This window comes from Paraburkholderia sp. GAS33 (genome assembly GCF_050436645.1).
Lineage (GTDB): Bacteria > Pseudomonadota > Gammaproteobacteria > Burkholderiales > Burkholderiaceae > Paraburkholderia > Paraburkholderia phenazinium_B.
This window is the reverse complement of record NZ_JBNDMP010000023.1, coordinates 21,188-39,472: the sequence shown is the minus strand read 5'-3', so window position 1 is coordinate 39,472 and position 18,285 is coordinate 21,188. Positions and strand designations below refer to the sequence as shown.

Annotated in this window: 19 protein-coding genes; 11 read left to right on the top strand and 8 right to left on the bottom strand. The window is 62.3% G+C overall.

The genetic code is table 11. From position 1 onward, the window contains the following. The first annotated feature begins 69 nt into the window (after positions 1-69). From P3T24_RS37255 to P3T24_RS37235, 5 genes are all read left to right on the top strand, one after another. Entirely contained in the window at positions 70-912 is an 843-nt protein-coding gene (locus tag P3T24_RS37255) for a carbon-nitrogen hydrolase family protein (RefSeq protein WP_074265820.1), read from the top strand. Between the two features lie 97 nt (positions 913-1,009). Beyond that, entirely contained in the window at positions 1,010-2,476 is a 1,467-nt protein-coding gene (gene tldD / locus P3T24_RS37250) for a metalloprotease TldD (protein WP_074265821.1), read from the top strand. Between the two features lie 319 nt (positions 2,477-2,795). Next, positions 2,796-3,869, top strand: coding sequence for a 3-deoxy-7-phosphoheptulonate synthase AroG (aroG, locus tag P3T24_RS37245; protein WP_074265822.1), 1,074 nt, complete (start codon positions 2,796-2,798; stop codon positions 3,867-3,869). A 233-nt stretch (positions 3,870-4,102) separates the two neighbouring features. Next, positions 4,103-4,447 (top strand): type II toxin-antitoxin system RelE/ParE family toxin, encoded by a 345-nt coding sequence (locus P3T24_RS37240; protein ID WP_074265823.1) that lies wholly within the window; start codon positions 4,103-4,105, stop codon positions 4,445-4,447. Then, positions 4,444-4,776, top strand: coding sequence for a helix-turn-helix domain-containing protein (locus P3T24_RS37235; RefSeq protein ID WP_074265824.1), 333 nt, complete (start codon positions 4,444-4,446; stop codon positions 4,774-4,776). Before P3T24_RS37240 ends, P3T24_RS37235 begins: the two co-directional genes overlap by 4 nt. Before the next feature lie 59 nt (positions 4,777-4,835). Here the strand turns inward: P3T24_RS37235 and P3T24_RS37230 are convergent, their stop codons facing one another. Further along, complete coding sequence (locus tag P3T24_RS37230; protein WP_074265825.1) at positions 4,836-5,390, bottom strand: cob(I)yrinic acid a,c-diamide adenosyltransferase; 555 nt, start codon at positions 5,388-5,390, stop codon at positions 4,836-4,838. Between the two features lie 184 nt (positions 5,391-5,574). On the opposite strand from P3T24_RS37230, the gene P3T24_RS37225 reads away from it, so the two are divergent. The 6 genes from P3T24_RS37225 to proC all read left to right on the top strand — a co-directional run bounded on the left by P3T24_RS37225 (position 5,575) and on the right by proC (position 12,707). Then, on the top strand, positions 5,575-6,990 hold the full coding sequence (locus tag P3T24_RS37225) for an FAD-binding oxidoreductase (protein WP_074265826.1): 1,416 nt from the start codon (positions 5,575-5,577) through the stop codon (positions 6,988-6,990). 101 nt (positions 6,991-7,091) lie between these two features. Further along, positions 7,092-8,585: an FAD-linked oxidase C-terminal domain-containing protein gene (locus P3T24_RS37220; RefSeq protein WP_074265827.1), complete on the top strand. Its 1,494-nt coding sequence runs from the start codon at positions 7,092-7,094 to the stop codon at positions 8,583-8,585. Positions 8,586-8,779: 194 nt separating this feature from the next. Beyond that, a complete protein-coding gene (gene glcE / locus P3T24_RS37215; protein ID WP_074265828.1) occupies positions 8,780-9,868 on the top strand; it encodes a glycolate oxidase subunit GlcE in 1,089 nt (362 codons plus the stop codon). 7 nt (positions 9,869-9,875) lie between these two features. Beyond that, positions 9,876-11,102, top strand: a complete 1,227-nt coding sequence (gene glcF, locus P3T24_RS37210; RefSeq protein ID WP_074265829.1) for a glycolate oxidase subunit GlcF — start codon at positions 9,876-9,878, stop codon at positions 11,100-11,102. Between the two features lie 74 nt (positions 11,103-11,176). Next, positions 11,177-11,875: a YggS family pyridoxal phosphate-dependent enzyme gene (locus tag P3T24_RS37205; protein WP_074265830.1), complete on the top strand. Its 699-nt coding sequence runs from the start codon at positions 11,177-11,179 to the stop codon at positions 11,873-11,875. Between the two features lie 16 nt (positions 11,876-11,891). Continuing rightward, positions 11,892-12,707, top strand: coding sequence for a pyrroline-5-carboxylate reductase (proC, locus tag P3T24_RS37200; protein ID WP_074265831.1), 816 nt, complete (start codon positions 11,892-11,894; stop codon positions 12,705-12,707). A 132-nt stretch (positions 12,708-12,839) separates the two neighbouring features. Here proC and ubiA read toward each other — a convergent pair whose 3' ends face one another. From ubiA to P3T24_RS37165, 7 genes are all read right to left on the bottom strand, one after another. Further along, complete coding sequence (gene ubiA, locus P3T24_RS37195; RefSeq protein ID WP_074265832.1) at positions 12,840-13,703, bottom strand: 4-hydroxybenzoate octaprenyltransferase; 864 nt, start codon at positions 13,701-13,703, stop codon at positions 12,840-12,842. 181 nt (positions 13,704-13,884) lie between these two features. Continuing rightward, on the bottom strand, positions 13,885-14,373 hold the full coding sequence (locus P3T24_RS37190) for a Dps family protein (protein WP_074265833.1): 489 nt from the start codon (positions 14,371-14,373) through the stop codon (positions 13,885-13,887). A 127-nt stretch (positions 14,374-14,500) separates the two neighbouring features. Continuing rightward, positions 14,501-14,986 (bottom strand): DNA starvation/stationary phase protection protein Dps, encoded by a 486-nt coding sequence (dps, locus tag P3T24_RS37185; RefSeq protein WP_074265834.1) that lies wholly within the window; start codon positions 14,984-14,986, stop codon positions 14,501-14,503. Between the two features lie 67 nt (positions 14,987-15,053). Further along, positions 15,054-15,212, bottom strand: coding sequence for a hypothetical protein (locus P3T24_RS37180; protein WP_167379402.1), 159 nt, complete (start codon positions 15,210-15,212; stop codon positions 15,054-15,056). A gap of 147 nt (positions 15,213-15,359) precedes the next feature. Next, positions 15,360-16,811, bottom strand: a complete 1,452-nt coding sequence (locus tag P3T24_RS37175; protein ID WP_429441711.1) for a catalase — start codon at positions 16,809-16,811, stop codon at positions 15,360-15,362. Between the two features lie 100 nt (positions 16,812-16,911). Beyond that, positions 16,912-17,049 (bottom strand): hypothetical protein, encoded by a 138-nt coding sequence (locus P3T24_RS37170; protein ID WP_167379403.1) that lies wholly within the window; start codon positions 17,047-17,049, stop codon positions 16,912-16,914. Between the two features lie 181 nt (positions 17,050-17,230). After that, positions 17,231-18,190, bottom strand: coding sequence for a LysR substrate-binding domain-containing protein (locus P3T24_RS37165; protein WP_074265836.1), 960 nt, complete (start codon positions 18,188-18,190; stop codon positions 17,231-17,233). Positions 18,191-18,285: the final 95 nt, after the last annotated feature.

Below are 18,285 nucleotides of genomic sequence, written 5' to 3'. Positions count from 1 at the left end.
GTACAGCCTTGATCGACGTATGCAGCGCCTGCGGTCGGCGTTGCCCAGCCGGGAGTCTTCGAAACGCTCATGAGCGAACAACACGCCAATCCCCCCTCCCTTAGCCCGTCCTTCCGCGTCGCCGCATTGCAGATGGTGAGCACGCCGGATCGCGACCGCAATCTCGCCGAAGCCGAACGCCTCATTGCCGAGGCCGCTGCCGACGGCGCGCAACTGGTCCTGCTGCCCGAATACTTCTGTTTCATGGGTTTTAAGGATACCGACAAGCTCAGCGTACGCGAACCCTACGGCGACGGCCCGATCCAGCGCTTTCTTTCCGACGCGGCGCGCCGCCACGGCGTCTGGGTAATAGGCGGCACATTGCCGATCACGGCGCCCGAAGCGAACCGCGTCCTGAACACCACGCTGGTGTTCAACCCAAAGGGCGAGGAAGTCACCCGCTACGACAAGATTCACCTGTTCAACTTCGAAAAAGGTGAAGAATCGTTCGACGAAGCGCGCACCATCCGCCCGGGCTCCGAGGTCCGCACCTTCGAGGCGCCGTTCGGAAGAGTCGGCCTGTCGGTCTGCTACGATTTGCGTTTCCCGGAGTTGTACCGCCGGCTGGGCGATTGCGCGCTGATCGTGGTGCCGTCCGCTTTCACCTACACGACCGGCCGTGCGCACTGGGAAATGCTGCTGCGCGCCCGCGCCGTCGAGAACCAGTGTTACGTGCTCGCCGCGGCGCAAGGCGGCAAGCACGAGAACGGCCGCCGCACATGGGGACACAGCATGCTGATCGACCCGTGGGGCGAGATCGTCGCGGTACGCGAGGAAGGTGCCGGCGTGGTGGCCGGCAATCTCGAACGGGCACGCATCGACGAAGTCCGGCAGAGCCTGCCGGCCTGGCGTCACCGCGTACTGACGAGTTAAAGCTGCACCAGACATTGAAAGTCCGACGCCGCCCACCCATGTATGTGATGCGCGTGCGCCAACCGAACCCCTTTGTATCGAGCAGAAGACACTTCGCATGAACATCATCGAACCCGGTATCCGTAATCTCGCCACTGCCAAGGACGTGCTCCTCACGCCCTACGGCCTCGACGAAGCTCTGCTGTCACGCACGCTCGCCGAAATCTTCACGCACCGCATCGACTACGCGGACCTGTATTTCCAGGCCACCCGTAGCGAAGCCTGGAGCCTTGAAGAAGGTATCGTGAAATCTGGCAGCTTCAGCATCGATCAAGGGGTGGGCGTACGCGCCGTCTCGGGCGACCGGACCGCGTTTGCCTACTCGGACGATCTGTCGCCCGAGGCCATTCGCCAGGCTGCGCTCGCCACCCGCTCGATCGCCAAGGCCGGCGGCGGCAAGCAGAAGATCAAGGTTGCCCCTTCGCTGACCGGCATTGCCGGACGCGACCTGTATCTGCCGTCCGATCCGCTGCATTCGCTCGACGCGACCGCCAAGGTCAAGCTGCTCGAACGCGTCGAACAGATGGCGCGCAGCCGCGATCCGCGTATCACCCAGGTGATGGCGGGTCTGGCCGGCGAATACGACGTGGTGCTGGTGGCGCGCAGCGACGGCGCGCTCGCCGCGGACATCCGGCCGCTGGTGCGTGTCTCCGTCACGGTGATCGCTGAGCAGAACGGCCGCCGCGAGATCGGCAGCGGCGGCGGCGGTGGCCGCTTCGATTACGGCTATTTCACGGACGCGGTGTTGTCAAAGTACGTCGATGACGCGGTGCACGCTGCGCTGGTCAACCTCGACGCCCGCCCGGCCCCGGCCGGCGCGATGACCGTCGTGCTAGGCCCGGGCTGGCCCGGCGTGCTGCTGCACGAAGCAATCGGCCACGGTCTCGAAGGCGACTTCAACCGCAAGGGATCGTCGGCGTTTGCTGGACGCATCGGCGAGCGCGTCGCGGCCAAGGGCGTCACGGTGGTCGACGACGGCACGCTGCCGAATCGCCGCGGCTCGCTCAATATCGACGATGAAGGCAATCCGACCCAGTGCACCACGCTGATCGAGGACGGCATCCTGAAGGGCTATATCCAGGACACGCTGAACGCCCGCCTCATGAAGATGCCGGTAACGGGCAACGCGCGCCGCGAGTCGTACGCAGCCCTGCCGATGCCGCGCATGACGAACACCTACATGCTGAACGGCGACAAGGATCCGCAGGAAATCATTGCCTCGGTGAAAAACGGCCTGTACGCGGTGAATTTCGGCGGCGGTCAGGTCGACATCACCAACGGCAAGTTCGTATTCTCGGCGTCCGAGGCCTACATGATCGAAGACGGCAAGGTGACGTATCCAGTGAAGGGCGCGACGCTGATCGGCAGCGGCCCGGAATCGCTCAAGTTCGTCAGCATGATCGGCAACGATATGGCGCTGGATTCCGGTGTCGGCGTATGTGGCAAGGAAGGTCAAAGCGTGCCGGTGGGCGTTGGCCAACCGACCCTGCGCATCGAGAAGATGACGGTGGGCGGCACGGCCTGATCGTCAAAAACGCATACTTCGTGCAAATTTTTCACGAAGTATGCGGATAATCCGCATTTTTGGCGCCCACCGGTTGTCAATCGAGACTACCCGGGTTATAAAGTCATCCACCCTTTTTGACGCACGACCTTACTTCGCCATGTCCGCCAAGTTTTATTTTTACTTTTTCTGGCATCTCAGACCGCTGGCGGATCGAGAGGGGTGTTAGTGCACGTAAGGCACCCGAAATTCCCGAAAAACCGCCAGCGAGTCTGGCGGTTTTTTTTCGCCCCAAGCGAACACAACACGCACGCTACGAATTGAATCCTGGAGAACCACCATGCCCCCGCACAACACTGACGATGTCCGAATTCGAGAATTGAAAGAACTCACACCGCCCGCCCATCTGATCCGCGAATTCGCCTGCGAAGAGTCGGTGTCCGAGCTGATCTACCATTCGCGCCAGTCGATGCACCGCATCCTGCACGGCATGGAAGACCGCCTGATCGTCATCATCGGACCGTGCTCGATCCACGACACCAAGGCCGCGCTCGAATACGCGGGACGTCTGGTCGAACAGCGCAAGCGCTTCGCGGGCGAGCTCGAGATCGTGATGCGCGTGTACTTCGAAAAGCCGCGCACAACGGTGGGCTGGAAGGGTCTCATCAACGACCCGCATATGGACAACAGCTTCAAGATCAACGACGGCCTGCGCACCGCGCGCGAACTGCTGCTGCGCATCAACGAACTCGGCCTGCCGGCCGGCACCGAATACCTCGACATGATCAGCCCGCAATACATCGCCGATCTGATCTCGTGGGGTGCAATCGGCGCGCGCACGACCGAGTCGCAGGTGCATCGCGAACTGGCCTCCGGCCTGTCGTGCCCGGTGGGCTTCAAGAACGGCACCGACGGCAACGTGAAGATCGCCGTCGACGCCATCAAGGCCGCGTCGCAGCCGCATCATTTCCTGTCGGTGACGAAGGGCGGTCACTCCGCGATCGTCTCGACGGCCGGCAATGAGGACTGCCACATCATTCTGCGTGGCGGCAAGACGCCGAATTACGATGCCGACAGCGTGAACGGCGCCTGCGCCGATATCGGCAAGGCTGGCCTCGCGGCGCGTCTGATGATCGACGCAAGCCACGCCAATAGCTCGAAGAAGCACGAGAACCAGATTCCGGTGTGTGCGGACATTGGCCGCCAGATCGCCGGCGGCGACGAGCGCATCATCGGCGTGATGGTGGAATCGCATCTGGTGGCTGGCCGCCAGGACCTGAAAGAAGGCTGCGAACTAACCTACGGCCAGAGCGTGACCGACGCCTGCATCGGTTGGGACGAAAGTCTCGGCGTGCTGGAAGGCCTGGCCGAAGCGGTCAAGCAGCGCCGCGTCGCTCGCGGCAGCGGGAATTAAGGGGAGATCGACCGCATGCTCGCCTGCGCGCATTAGCACGGTCGCAAGCGCGATCGTCCACCTGCCAAAACGGCCCACCGGCGTACGTCGGTGGGCCGTTTGCCTTTGCACTGGCCATCCGGCTGAATGTTCGTTTATGTCACGTCCTTGTACTGTCACTACCCATGGTGGAAGCAGATGCATCTTGCTGCTTCTGGGGGATTGGTATACAATTTTATACATTAAGGACGTGCATGCAGTGGGACAAAGAAATTTCCTGGATGGGTTCCAGCTTTGACGATTTATTGGCCTTTCCGGACGAGGCACGCCGGAAGGCCGGTTTCCAACTCAGTAAAGTTCAGGCCGGCCTCGACCCTGACGACTGGAAACCGTTTGCTATCGTCGGCTCCGGTACGCGTGAAATCCGTATCAGTGAAGCGAACGGTATTTACCGTGTGATGTACGTGACGAAGTTCGTGGAAGCCATTTATGTGCTGCACTGCTTCCAGAAACAGAGCGAGGTCACGAGCCGGCACGACCGGGGTATTGCTGAGGCGCGCTATCGCGCAGTGATCAACGAGACAAGGACATATCAATGACCATCGACACCAAAATCCGTCATGTGACGAAACCGGGTGCGAACCTGTTCCTCGAGCTGGGTTTCCCCGCTGAGGAAGCCGCACAGCTGCACGCCGTATCGCAAAAGGAAATCAACGACACGCGGCTCCTCAAGGAACAGTTGATGACCGAACTGTCTACATGGATCGACGAACACCATCTGAAGCAGGCCGATGCCGCCGAGATCCTGAAGGTATCGCGCCCGCGCGTGTCGGACGTGGTCAACAAGAAGACCACCAAATTCACCATCGATACGCTGGTCGAAATGATGAGCCGGATCGGCAAGCCGGTCACGCTGGAGATCGGCTAAGGCGCTTCGCACCTGCCGTCGTCGCGCACCTCGAGTCTTTATCGCTGCACCCGGGCGGCTTACTTCGCGCCGCGCTGGTGCTGCCAGAGGACGTCGCTGCCGCCATCCACGCGATTCAACACGCGCGCCAGCACAAACAGCAGATCGGACAGGCGGTTCACGTATTGACGAGGCGCGGCATTAATTGCCTCGCTCTGGCCAAGCGCCACGATGGCGCGTTCGGCCCGGCGGCACACCGTCCGGCACACATGCGCAAGCGCCGCTGAACGCGAGCCGCCAGGCAAGATGAATTCCTTCAGCGGCGGTAACGTCGCGTTGTAGTCATCAAGCCAGCCGTCGAGCTGGGCAAGATGCTTGTCCGTGATTATCGTGTGGCCCGGAATGCAAAGTTCGCCGCCCAGATCGAACAGGTCGTGCTGGATGGCGGTCAGCGCCAGGCGCACGTTCTCAGGCAGGTTTTCGCACAGCAACACGCCGAGATTCGAGTTCAGTTCATCCACTTCGCCAATGGCTGTGATCCGCGCCTCGTCCTTGCGGACACGGCGGCCGTCGCCGAGACCCGTGGTGCCGTCGTCGCCCGTCCGGGTGGCAATCTTGCTCAAACGGTGACCCATGATATGTGCCGTCCTTTCAGTGTGGGATGCATCCGCGTGGCTGCCTGCCCGATGCCGATCCCGATATCGCGGCCATTATAGGTTCGGCCAGCCGGCGAGGTGCCGCGGTTCGGCGTAAAGCCCGGTGTTCGGCGTAAAATGAATCAGAAGCTACAGACGCCAAGCCCGTCTTCAGGAGACCCTTGTGAATCATCCCGCGCCGCCGGCACCCTTGCGCCGCCCCTTCCCCGCCGAACTCCTCACTTCGCTCAAATCCGCCTTTGGCGAGCGCGTTTCGATCGCCGAAGCCGTGCGCGCCCATCACGGCCGCGACGAATCGCCGTTCGATCCGCAATTGCCTGACGCCGTGGTTTTCGCGCGCAATACGGAAGAGGTGCAGGCCATTGTCAGATTATGCGGGCAGCACGACGTGCCGATCATTCCTTACGGCAACGGTTCGTCGCTGGAAGGGCATCTGCTGGCGGTACAGGGCGGCGTGTCGATCGATCTGTCGGAGATGAACCAGGTCCTGTCGATCAACGCGGAAGACCTTACCGTCACCGTCGAACCGGGCATCTCACGCAAGCAGCTCAACGAAGCGCTTCGCGACACGGGCCTGTTTTTCCCGATCGATCCCGGCGCGGATGCCAGTATCGGCGGTATGTCGGCAACGCGCGCCTCGGGTACGAACGCCGTGCGCTACGGCACGATGCGCGAGAACGTGCTCGGCCTCACCGTGGTGCTGGCTGACGGCCGCGTCATCAAGACCGGTACACGGGCACGGAAGTCGTCGGCGGGGTATGACCTGACGCGCCTTTTTGTGGGCTCGGAGGGCACGCTCGGCGTCATTACCGAAATCACCTTGCGGCTTTATCCGCAACCGGAAGCCGTCTCGGCGGCGGTGTGCACGTTTCCTTCGATGGGCGACGCCGTGCGTGCCGTCATCGAGACCATCCAGATGGGTGTGCCGATTGCACGCGTGGAATTCGTGGATTCGCTCGCCATCCGTTCGATCAACCGCCATTCGAATCTCACGCTGCGCGAGGCGCCCACGCTCTTCTTCGAATTCCACGGCACCGAATCCGGCGTGAAGGAACAGGCGGAAACGGTGCAGGAAATCACCGCGCAAAACGCCGGTGAAGGCTTCGAATGGGCCACCCGGCCGGAAGACCGCAGCCGTCTCTGGAACGCCCGGCACAACGCCTACTTCGCAATGTTGCAACTGAAGCCCGGCTGCCGCGCGGTCACCACTGACGTTTGCGTGCCAATCTCGCGGCTCGCGGAATGCGTGGTCGAAACGGAGCAGGACCTGTTGGCCTCGCCGCTACCCTGCCCGATCGTCGGCCATGTGGGCGACGGCAATTTCCACGTCGCGATCCTGATCGATCCGAACAAGCCCGAAGAACTCGCGGAAGCCGAGCGGCTCAACCAGCGCATCGTGCAGCGCGCATTGCGCATGGACGGCACCTGCACGGGCGAACACGGGGTCGGTTTGCACAAGATGGGCTTCCTGCTGGAAGAACACGGTGAGGTCGCCGTCGATACCATGCGTTCGATCAAGCATGCGCTCGACCCGCGTAACCTCATGAATCCCGGCAAGATTTTCGCGTGGGCCGCTTAGGGCATCGATAGATCACCCTATAGGCCGCCCCTGCTGGCACCTGTAATACCTCGCGCGGCAAAGCCGCGCGCCCGGCGCACCGGAGTACGAGGAGAGGAACCATGAATGCACCCGCCGAGCTGTCGGCCGAAGTGCTCGCGCAGCGCCAACGTGAGGTTGTGCAGGCACTGATGGCCGTGCTGCCGACCCATTGTCTGCTGTACCGCGAGGAAGACACCGTCGCCTACGAGTGCGACGGCCTGGCGGCATACCGCCGGCTGCCACTAGCAGTGGCGTTGCCGGAAACCGAATCGCAAGTGCAGCGAATCGTGCAGATCTGCCACCGGCTCGACGTGCCCATCGTCCCGCGCGGCGCGGGCACGGGGCTGTCGGGCGGCGCGATGCCGATCCGTCACGGTGTGGTGGTATCGCTGGCGCGCTTCCGCAAGATCGTGGAAGTAGACTCGTACGCGCGCACCGCGACCGCCCAGCCGGGCGTGCGCAATCTTGCAATCTCCGAGGCAGCCGCGCCCTACGGCCTTTACTACGCACCCGATCCGTCCTCGCAGATCGCCTGCACGATCGGCGGCAACGTCTCGGAAAATTCCGGCGGGGTGCATTGCCTCAAGTACGGCCTCACCGTGCACAACGTGCTGCGCGTGCGGGCCGTTACGATGGAAGGCGAAGTGGTCGAGTTCGGCTCGCTCGCCCCCGATGCGCCGGGGCTCGACCTGCTGGCCGTGATGATCGGCAGCGAAGGCATGTTCGCCATCGTCACCGAAATCACCGTCAAGCTGATCCCCAAGCCGCAGACCGCACAGGTCATCATGGCGAGTTTCGACGACGTGGTGAAAGGCGGAGATGCAGTCGCCGGCATCATTGCAGCGGGCATCATTCCGGCCGGACTGGAAATGATGGACAAACCCGCGACGCGCGCCGTCGAGGAGTTCGTCAAGGCCGGATACGATCTGGACGCTGCGGCGATTCTCCTATGCGAATCGGACGGCACGCCTGAAGAAGTGGCCGACGAAATCGTCCGCATGACGGCGGTGTTGCGCGAACAGGGCGCGACGCGCATCCAGATCTCCCGCTCCGAGCAGGAACGGCTACGCTTCTGGTCCGGACGCAAGAATGCGTTCCCGGCCGCGGGCCGCATCTCGCCCGATTACTACTGCATGGACGGCACCGTGCCGCGCCGCAGTATCGGACCGCTGCTCGCACGCATCGAAGCAATGGAAAAGAAGTATCAGTTGCGTTGCATGAACGTATTCCATGCCGGCGACGGCAACATGCACCCGCTGATCCTGTTCAACGGCAACGATATGGACGAGTGGCACCGGGCCGAAGCGTTCGGCAGCGACATCCTCGAAACCTGCGTCGAACTGGGCGGGACCGTGACGGGTGAGCATGGCGTGGGCATCGAAAAGATCAATTCGATGTGCGTGCAGTTCTCGCCCGAAGAGCGCGATGCGTTCCATGCGGTCAAGCGGGCTTTCGATCCGCCCGGCTTGCTGAACCCTGACAAAGGTATCCCGACGCGGGCACGCTGCGCCGAATACGGCAAGATGCACGTTCGCGGCGGGTTACTGCCGCACCCGGACCTGCCGCGGTTCTAAGGCTTCCGACAGACGGCGGGTGGCATCGGCAAGCGTGGAAGGCGCGGCGAGCGGACACGGAAACGCGTTCCCCGCAGGCCGCCTCGTTCGCCATTCCGGCCCCCGCCTCCGGACAACCCGCTAGGGGTCCGCTCCGGGTTGTCAGTCAGTCCCCGACCGGTACAATCGAGCAAAACACAACGACGCAGGACAACATGGAAGAGGACGACACCGTCGCCGCATGGTCCGAACGTATCCGTTCGGCCACCGCCGAAGGCCGACCGCTACGCATTCGCGGCGGTGGCACCAAGGACTGGTACGGGCAGACGCTGGAGGGAGACATCCTCGACACGCGCGCGCATCGCGGCATCATTTCCTATGATCCGGCCGAACTGGTCATCACGGCGCGTGCCGGCACGCCGTTGCTGGAGATCGAGGCCGCGCTGGCCGACCACGCCCAGATGCTTCCCTTCGAGCCACCCCATTTTGGCCCCAGCGCCACCCTCGGCGGCTGCATTGCGGCCGGAATCGCCGGGCCGCGCCGTCCATCGACAGGCGCGCCGCGCGACTTCGTGCTCGGCGCGGTCATCATGAACGGTCAGGGCCAGGTGCTGCACTTTGGCGGCCAGGTGGTGAAGAACGTGGCCGGCTACGATGTGTCGCGGCTGCTGGCCGGCTCACTCGGCACGCTTGGACTGATCCTCGAGCTGTCGATCAAGGTGCTGCCGCTGCAGCAGGCCGAAGCCACCCTCAAGTTCGACATGAACGGCACCGACGCGGTCCGCAAGCTCAACGAGTGGGGTGGCCGCCCGCTGCCGATCACGGCCAGCGCCTGGCGCCACGGCACGCTCGCCGTGCGCCTCGGCGGCGCCGAAGCGGCGGTCAAATCGGCGCGCTCGGCGCTCGGCGGCGAAGTCGTCGACGCGGTCGAGGCCGAACGTTTCTGGGCTGGTCTGCGTGAGCAAACGGATCCCTTCTTCGCGGCCATCGCGCCGAAGGCAGCGCTCTGGCGCCTCGCGCTGCCATCCATTACAGAGCCGCTGCAACTACCCGGCGCCCAGCTGATGGAATGGGGCGGCGGCCAGCGCTGGTGGATTACCGACACCGACGCGCAAACCGTACGCATCAGCGCCAAACAGGCCGGTGGCCACGCAACGATTTTCCGCACCGGGCAAAACTATGACCGCAGCGCCGGAGTGTTCACACCGCTGCCCGCACCGTTAATGAAAATCCACCGTGGCCTGAAGGCCGCTTTCGACCCAGCCCGCATTTTCAATCGCGGCCGGCTGTACCCCGACTTCTGAGCGCGCGATGCAAACCAACCTCGCCGACTTCATTCGCGACACCGCTGACGGCATCGAAGCAGAATCGATCCTGCGCAAGTGTGTGCATTGCGGTTTCTGCACGGCCACCTGCCCCACCTACCAGTTGCTCGGCGACGAGCTCGACGGCCCACGCGGACGCATCTATCTGATCAAGCAGATGGTCGAAGGCGCGGAGGTGACCCGTAGTACGCAAACGCATCTGGACCGCTGTCTGACCTGCCGCAACTGCGAGACCACTTGTCCGTCGGGCGTGCAGTACGGACGGCTGGTGGAAATCGGCCGCAAGATCACGGAAGAAAAGGTGACGAGGCCCTTCGGTCAACGGATGTTGCGGCGCGTGCTGGCGAGCGTCGTGCCGAATAGCGCACTGTTCACGCCGGCCATGCGGCTCGGCCAGCACGTGCGCGCGTTCCTGCCCAAGAAGCTGCGCGACAAGGTGCCGGCGCGCCAGCGGCCGCTCGAATGGCCGGCGAGGAAGCACGCGCGCAAGATGCTGATGCTCGCAGGATGTGTGCAGCCATCGATGATGCCGAACGTCAACATTGCCACGGCACGCGTGCTGGATGCGCTCGGTGTAGAGACGATCGTGGCCCCGGAAGCCGGCTGCTGTGGCGCGATCCGTCTGCATCTCGGCTACAACGACGAAGCACTCGACGATATCCGCGCCAATATCGACGCCTGGTGGCCGCATGTCGAAGAAGGCGCGGAGGCCATCGTGATGAACGCCTCCGGCTGCGGCGCGACCGTCAAGGAATACGGACATCTGCTGCGCGACGATCCGGCGTATGCCGGGAAAGCACAGCGCATCACGGAAATGACGCGTGATATCTCCGAAGTTCTGCCTGAGTTCGAGGAAGCGCTGGTCGCGGTGACGCGCCGCCGCTCCGTGCATACCGTAGCGTTCCACCCGCCCTGCACACTGCAGCACGGTCAGCAGTTGCGCGGCAAGGTCGAACACCTCCTTACTGCGCTCGGCATCGAAGTGCGCCTGCCGGCCGACAGCCATCTATGCTGCGGCTCGGCCGGCACGTATTCGTTGACGCAGCCTGCGCTGTCGTACGCGCTGCGCGACCAGAAACTGGAAAAGCTGCAGGCTCAGGAGCCACAGGTGATCGTATCGGCCAACGTCGGCTGTATCGCCCATCTGCAAAGCGGCACATCGACGCCGGTGGCGCACTGGATCGAACTGGTCGAGCATATGCTGTACGCGTGACGGGCAAAGTGGGGAGCGCGGGTCCGTATAATCGGGTATATCGTCTCTGCGCAGATTTCTTCTGACGTCTTCTCATGCCCGATCTCGATCACAACCTCGCCGCGGTTCAGCAGCGCATTGCTCTCGCCGCGCAACTCGCCTCACGCGACCCGCGCTCGGTCACCCTGCTCGCGGTTTCGAAAACGTTTCCCGCCGAAGATGTCCGCGCCGCACGTGCGGCCGGACAGCATGCGTTTGGCGAGAACTATGTGCAGGAAGCGTTGACGAAAATCGAAACGCTGGCCGATCTGCGCGCTTCGCTCGAATGGCATTTCATCGGGCCGCTGCAATCGAACAAGACGCGCCCGGTCGCGGAAAATTTCGATTGGGTGCATTCGGTCGATCGCCTGAAAATTGCGCAACGGCTCGCCGAACAACGCCCTGCCCATTTGCCGCCGCTGAACGTATGTCTGCAGGTGAACGTGAGCGGCGAAGCGTCGAAGGCCGGCGTGACACCGGCGGAAGCTGCAGCAACCGCACACGCTATCGCCGCGCTGCCGCAACTGCGCCTGCGCGGTCTGATGTCGATTCCCGAGCCCGCCGAAACCATCGACGCTCAACGGGTACCGCATCGGCAGTTGCGTGAACTCTTCGAGCAGCTACGCGCCGATGGGCTCGAACTGGACACGCTGTCGATGGGCATGTCGAGCGATCTCGAAGCCGCAGTGCTCGAAGGTGCAACGATCGTGCGCGTCGGTACCGCAATTTTCGGCGCGCGCGACTACTCTCACTGAACCATCCCGGAACATCATGAAAATTGCCTTCATCGGCGGCGGCAATATGGCCGCTGCAATCATCGGCGGTCTGATCAGGCACGGCGTCGCGCCGACCGACCTTTACGCGATCGACCCCAACGAAGAAGCGCGCAAGCGCAACGAGCAGCAATTCGGTATTCGCACGGGCGCAGCCGCGGATGCCGCGCTCGCGCCGTTCGACGCGATCGTGCTGGCCGTGAAGCCGCAGGTTCTCAAGGTCGTAGCGGAAGGACTGGCGCCGCATCTGGGCGCGACGCAGGTGGTCATCAGCATCGCTGCCGGGATTCGCACCGCCGATATGTCGAGCTGGCTCAACGGCCATCAACGCATTGTGCGTGTGATGCCCAATACGCCGGCGCTGATCGGCATGGGTGTGGCGGGTCTTTCGGCGACTGGCAGCGTCGACGCTGCGGATCGTGCACTGGCGACTCAAGTGTTAGGCGCCGTGGGCCAGACCGTCTGGTTCGACGATGAAGCGAAGATCGACGCCGTAACCGCCATCTCGGGCAGCGGCCCGGCCTACGTGTTCTACTTCATCGAAGCGCTGCAGGAAGCCGCGCGCCAGCTCGGCATGGACGAAGCGCAAGGCCGCGCGCTGGCTGTTGCGACGTTCACAGGTGCGGCGCAACTGGCGGCTCAGTCAGACGAGCCACCCAGCGTGTTGCGCGAACGGGTGACGTCAAAAGGCGGCACCACTGCAGCGGCGCTCGTTTCGTTTGAGGCAAGTGGGATCAAGGATGCGATTGTGCGCGGCGTGCTGGCGGCCGATGCACGCGCCAAGGAAATGGGCGACGAGTTCGGCAAGCAATAAAGCGGCGTTGCTGCTGGCCGCGCCGACCCGCGCCGGGTTCTTACGAAAACACTGCGGCGCCGCAGGTCCTTCGCGCCGCAGGAAGTCCCCTTCGGCGTGCGTTGGCGCGGCGAAGCGCCAGGTTAAGAGCGCTCAGAACGAGGCCGCGGCGTAGTGCGCGGCAATCCCCGCGAACAGCGCCCCGCCCAGCCAGTTGTTATGGCGGAAGGCGGCAAAGCACGCCATGCGGTCACGGTTGCGAATCAGCGTGTAGTGGTAGACAGCGCAGCCCGCGGCAGCCACCCAGCCGAGCCAGTACAACCAGCCAAAACCGAGCGTGAGACCAATCCGGATATAAATCCCGAGTGTCAGCGCATAGCACAGCATGATCGCGAAAACGTCGTAGCGGCCGAAGGTCAGCGCCGAAGTGCGGATGCCGATCTTGATGTCGTCGTCGCGGTCGACCATCGCGTATTCGGTGTCATACGCCACCGACCAGAACACATTGGCCAGCAGCATCAGCCAGGCAAGCATCGGTACGTGATCCTGCACGGCGGCAAACGCCATCGGAATGCCGAAGCCGAACGCAATGCCCAGATACGCCTGCGGGATCGCGAAGAAACGCTTGGTGAACGGATACGAACCCGCGACGAACAGCGCCGCCACCGACAGTTCCTTGGTCAGCGTATTGAGCGGCAAGATCAGAAGAAACGACAGAAGCGCGAGCACAACCGCGAGCACGATGGCCTCCCACGCCTTGATCTTGCCCGAGGTGATGGGACGGTTCTCGGTACGCTTCACATAGCGGTCGAAATCGCGGTCCGCGTAGTCATTGATAGCGCAGCCAGCCGAGCGCATCAACACCGTGCCGAGCGCGAAAATCACCAGCAGCGACAGCGGCGGGTGCCCGTCCGACGCGATCCACAGCGCGTTGAGCGTCGGCCACAGCAGCAGCAGGCTGCCGATTGGCTTGTCCATGCGGACGAGGCGCAGATACAAAGGGAGTCGGGCGAACATGGGCGGGCGTCGTCAAGTGCGGGCAGTGACGACATTTTAAGGTATGTGCGCGAGGGAAGCCGCAGAACGCCGCCGCCGTGCGCCAGCGCGTCCCAATGCCCTTGTATATCCGGGCCACAAAAAATAAAGCCTCCCACGAATGCGATTCGGGGAGGCCCGGTACTTCAGATACGCTGACCGCTTACGCCAGCATCGCGCGCAGCATCCACGCGGTCTTTTCGTGCGTCTGCATGCGCTGCGTCAACAGGTCGGCGGTCGGTTCGTCGTTGGCCGCTTCGGTTGCCGGGAAAATCCCGCGCGCGGTACGCACCACGGCTTCCTGGCCTTCCACCAGCTGACGGATCATCTCTTCCGCTGCCGGCACGCCATCCGCCTCCGGAATCGACGACAGCTTCGCGAATTCCTTGTAGCTGCCCGGCGCATGCACGCCCAGCGCACGGATCCGCTCAGCGATCAGATCGACAGCCAGCGCCAGTTCGGTGTATTGCGTCTCGAACATGAGGTGCAGCGTGTTGAACATCGGACCCGTGACGTTCCAGTGAAAATTGTGGGTCTTCAGGTACAGCGTGTACGTGTCCGCCAGCAGATGCGACAGGCCGTCCGCGATCTTCTTGCGATCCTTGTCGCTAATGCCGATATTGATGTGTTGTACGGTTTCTTTTTTGGCCATGACGACTCCTGTAAAGAGTGATACGAAACAGCAGGCAGCGCATGGCGCGCTCACGCGCTAACCATGTATCTGCGAACGTCCGCCAGTTTATCGTACAAATGTGCAGACCCTATGCACCTCGCTCACGCTACTTTGCGTAGTTGTGGGCTTCGACCTTCCACAGATAATCATCGACTGCGCGCGAAATTTCCGTGAACAGATCGGAGGTCGACGGGTCTCCAGCATCACCTGACTCGTTGATCGCTGCTACGGTTTGCTGCCCGTATTTCGCAAGCGCCGCCGAGATTTGGCGAACGTGGTCGGTGCCATCCGTCAACTCCAGCGGATACGACTCGAGCTGCGTTTTATCGGCCACGTGTTGGACCCGGCCATCGGCCGTACCACCAAGTGCAACCAGGCGCTCGGCGCTCAGATCGGCCCACTCGATAGCGGCCGTGTGAACCTCGTCGAACAGCAGATGCAGCGCGATGAAATTCGGACCCTTCACGTTCCAGTGTGCCTGCTTAGCCTGCCGTTGCACGTCAATCGCGGTGACGAGCGACTGACCGAGCAGATCGACAGACTTGCGCCGAATCGCTTCGGCCAACGTATTGCGGGTGGAATGAAGTGACATGACAACCTCCATATAAAAAGTTCAGGAGTAAAGCTGCGTGCGCGCAACAGCGCTCCGCCAGTCAGTCCTAGTGACCCGACAGGTGTTGCAGCGCGTGCGATGCAATCAGCGCGTAACCGCTCGTCAGGATGGCAAGACCAATCAGCTTGCGCGAGAAGTTGCCGCCAAAGACAATCCGTGCGTCACGTGCGAGCCGTGCGCTGCCGATGCTTAACATATGAACCATGTCCGTTCCCCTTCGACTTCGAACTGGCAAGACGCCCATGCGCCCACCGTGACTATCGGATAAGGCCCAGGCGGTATTGACTTGACCGCCCGAGCCCGCTGCACCCACCGGCCTCATTCGCCGGCGCAGTGATACTTCGTTCGATGCTTACTTCGCTTTCTCATTGAGCGTCGCCAACGCGGCGATCACCCCTTCTGCGTACGCCGGATCGATCCGGCGGAAATGCTCAAGCTGCCGCGCAAGGATCTCCTGCGGCACGCCATTGATATGGCGCGCGATGTTGCCGAAGAAGCGTTCGCGTTGCGCCGCATCGAACAGGCGGAACAGTGCAGCCGGCTGGCTGTAGTAGTCCTCGTCCTCACGATGGTCGTAACGGTCCACGGCACCCGCAGCAAGCGGCGGTTCGGACGCGTTGCGGTCCTGCGCGAAATCGCCGAAGCGATTCGGCTCGTAGTTCGCTGTGCTACCGAGGTTCCCGTCAGTACGCATCGCGCCGTCACGATGGAACGAATGCTGACGCTGCACGCGCGACGCGTTCACCGGGATCTGGTGGTGATTGATCCCGAGCCGGTAACGCTGGGTATCGCCGTACGAAAACAGACGCCCCTGCAGCAAACGGTCCGGAGAGAAGCCGATGCCCGGCACCACGTTGGCCGGCGTGAAGGCGGCCTGCTCCACATCGGCAAAGTAGTTCTGCGCGTTGCGGTTCAGCTCGATCGTGCCGACATCGATCAGCGGATAGTCCTTGTACGGCCACACCTTGGTGATATCGAACGGGTTGTAGCGATACGTGAGCGCATCGGCTTCCGGCATCACCTGAATGCAGAAACGCCATTTCGGAAAGTTGCCGTTATCGATGTTGTCGATCAGATCGCGCTGTGCGCTTTCACGGTCTTGCGCAACGACTTGCGCCGCTTCGGCGTCGGTGTAGTTTTCGATACCCTGCATCGACTTGAAGTGGAACTTCACCCAGAAGCGCTCATCGTTCGCGTTGATGAACGAGAACGTGTGCGAACCGAAGCCGTGCATCTGACGGTAGTTCTGCGGAATACCGCGATCGCTCATCAGGATCGTCACCTGATGCAACGATTCCGGATGACGCGACCAGAAGTCCCACGCCGCCACGTTGCTGCGCATGTTTGTGTACGGATCGCGCTTTTGCGTGTGAATGAAGTCCGGAAACTTGAGCGGATCGCGGATGAAGAACACGGGCGTGTTGTTGCCAACAATGTCCCAGTTGCCCTCTTCCGTGTAGAACTTGATCGAGAAGCCGCGCACATCGCGTTCGGCGTCGGCGGCGCCGCGCTCGCCAGCTACCGTCGAAAAGCGCATGAAGAGCGGGGTTTCCTTGCCGACCTGCGCGAACACGTTCGCCTTCGTGAAGCGCGAAATGTCGTGCGTAACCTTCAGCGTGCCGAACGCGCCCGAGCCTTTCGCGTGCACACGGCGCTCAGGGATCACTTCGCGGTCGAAGTGCGCCAGCTTTTCGAGCAGCCAAACGTCTTGCAACACCACGGGGCCGCGGGCGCCGGCCGTCATCGAATTCTGGTTGTCGGCGACAGATGCGCCGGCTGCCGAGGTAAGTTTGCTTTCGGACATCGTGTATTCCTGATGAGAGTTTTTTTGTACGGCTGGAAACAGGGCTGTGGGCCGTGCGCCGTTTTTTTGCGCAGCACAGCTCGCCCGACCGGACGACGTCTTACGCACTCAGCGCGCGGTCGACCAGCAACGAGACTGCGACGGTGCGCACGCTATTCGCTGACATGGCGAAGCGGCTCGCCGGTGTGGCGCTTTGGGTGGAAACTTGCTGGGGCTGCTGCGCTTGGGGCTGCGTCATGATTTCCTCCATATCGTGTTGGTCGCGATCGGAATCGGGCGACCCATGGAGGAAACTATACCTATGCTATCGAAAAGTAATATTTGATTAATTTTATCTATTCGATAGGGGCCGACGCTATCGGCCTTTGATACGGGCAGGCCCCGGGGCACCTGATCGCGCTGGGCCTGCCTTGAAACGCTCAATTCACCGCGACGGGAAGTTCGAGTTTGCTCACACCGGCCAGATCGCAGGCGTTGATAGCGTCGCAGATTGCATCGATGGCGGGCATGCGGGTAAAGCTTTTCCGCCAGGCCAGCACCACGCGGCGATCCGGCACGGGTTCGTCAAAAGCCACGTAGCTGAGCAGGCCGGAATCGATGCCGCCTGCGTGCGGCTTCACTTCCTGCACCGACATGCGCGGCAAAACCGTAATGCCGACGCCGCTCGCCACCATATGACGGATCGTCTCGAGCGACGAGCCTTCGAAAGTCTTCTGGATGCCGTCCGCGTTCTGTGAGAAGCGCATCAGCTCGGGGCACACGCCCAGCACGTGATCGCGGAAACAATGGCCGCTGCCGAGCAGCAGCATGGTTTCCTGCTTGAGATCGTCCGGATCGATTTTCTTGCGATGCTCCCACGCATGGCCGGACGGCAGCGCGACGACGAACGGCTCGTCGTAAAGCGGGCGCAGCATCAAGCCGGTTTCGGGGAACGGCAGCGCCATGATCGCGACGTCGATCTCTCCCTGCTTGAGCAGTTCGATCAACTTGAGCGTGTAGTTCTCCTGCAGCATCAACGGCATCTGCGGAACGCGCTTGATCATCTGCTTGACGAGTGTGGGCAACAGGTACGGCCCGATCGTGTAGATAACGCCGAGGCGCAGCGGTCCGACCAGCGGATCTTTGCCCTGCTTGGCGATTTCCTTGATAGCGAGCGTCTGTTCGAGGACGCGCTGCGCCTGGGTGACGATCTGCTCGCCGATCGGCGTCACGCTCACTTCACTCGTGCCACGCTCGAAAATCTGCACATTCAGTTCGTCTTCGAGCTTCTTGATCGCTACCGACAGCGTCGGCTGGCTGACGAAACACGCCTCTGCCGCGCGGCCGAAGTGCCGCTCGCGGGCAACCGCGACGATGTATTTCAATTCAGTGAGCGTCATTGGGGACCAATCAGTGCGATGAATTCGATAGGTTTCAGTTATACACCTATGGGGCCAATTCGCCAACCTCCCCCAGCACAGGGAATGCCCGGAAA

Excerpts from the sequence above, each read along its gene's own strand:
- P3T24_RS37255 (WP_074265820.1), top strand. The coding sequence starts at position 70 with ATGAGCGAACAACACGCCAATCCCCCCTCCCTTAGCCCGTCCTTCCGC.
- tldD (WP_074265821.1), top strand. The coding sequence starts at position 1,010 with ATGAACATCATCGAACCCGGTATCCGTAATCTCGCCACTGCCAAGGAC.
- aroG (WP_074265822.1), top strand. The coding sequence starts at position 2,796 with ATGCCCCCGCACAACACTGACGATGTCCGAATTCGAGAATTGAAAGAA.
- P3T24_RS37240 (WP_074265823.1), top strand. The coding sequence starts at position 4,103 with ATGCAGTGGGACAAAGAAATTTCCTGGATGGGTTCCAGCTTTGACGAT.
- P3T24_RS37235 (WP_074265824.1), top strand. The coding sequence starts at position 4,444 with ATGACCATCGACACCAAAATCCGTCATGTGACGAAACCGGGTGCGAAC.
- P3T24_RS37230 (WP_074265825.1), bottom strand. The coding sequence starts at position 5,390 with ATGGGTCACCGTTTGAGCAAGATTGCCACCCGGACGGGCGACGACGGC.
- P3T24_RS37220 (WP_074265827.1), top strand. The coding sequence starts at position 7,092 with ATGAATGCACCCGCCGAGCTGTCGGCCGAAGTGCTCGCGCAGCGCCAA.
- glcE (WP_074265828.1), top strand. The coding sequence starts at position 8,780 with ATGGAAGAGGACGACACCGTCGCCGCATGGTCCGAACGTATCCGTTCG.
- glcF (WP_074265829.1), top strand. The coding sequence starts at position 9,876 with ATGCAAACCAACCTCGCCGACTTCATTCGCGACACCGCTGACGGCATC.
- P3T24_RS37205 (WP_074265830.1), top strand. The coding sequence starts at position 11,177 with ATGCCCGATCTCGATCACAACCTCGCCGCGGTTCAGCAGCGCATTGCT.
- proC (WP_074265831.1), top strand. The coding sequence starts at position 11,892 with ATGAAAATTGCCTTCATCGGCGGCGGCAATATGGCCGCTGCAATCATC.
- ubiA (WP_074265832.1), bottom strand. The coding sequence starts at position 13,703 with ATGTTCGCCCGACTCCCTTTGTATCTGCGCCTCGTCCGCATGGACAAG.
- P3T24_RS37190 (WP_074265833.1), bottom strand. The coding sequence starts at position 14,373 with ATGGCCAAAAAAGAAACCGTACAACACATCAATATCGGCATTAGCGAC.
- dps (WP_074265834.1), bottom strand. The coding sequence starts at position 14,986 with ATGTCACTTCATTCCACCCGCAATACGTTGGCCGAAGCGATTCGGCGC.
- P3T24_RS37180 (WP_167379402.1), bottom strand. The coding sequence starts at position 15,212 with ATGGTTCATATGTTAAGCATCGGCAGCGCACGGCTCGCACGTGACGCA.
- P3T24_RS37175 (WP_429441711.1), bottom strand. The coding sequence starts at position 16,811 with ATGTCCGAAAGCAAACTTACCTCGGCAGCCGGCGCATCTGTCGCCGAC.
- P3T24_RS37170 (WP_167379403.1), bottom strand. The coding sequence starts at position 17,049 with ATGACGCAGCCCCAAGCGCAGCAGCCCCAGCAAGTTTCCACCCAAAGC.
- P3T24_RS37165 (WP_074265836.1), bottom strand. The coding sequence starts at position 18,190 with ATGACGCTCACTGAATTGAAATACATCGTCGCGGTTGCCCGCGAGCGG.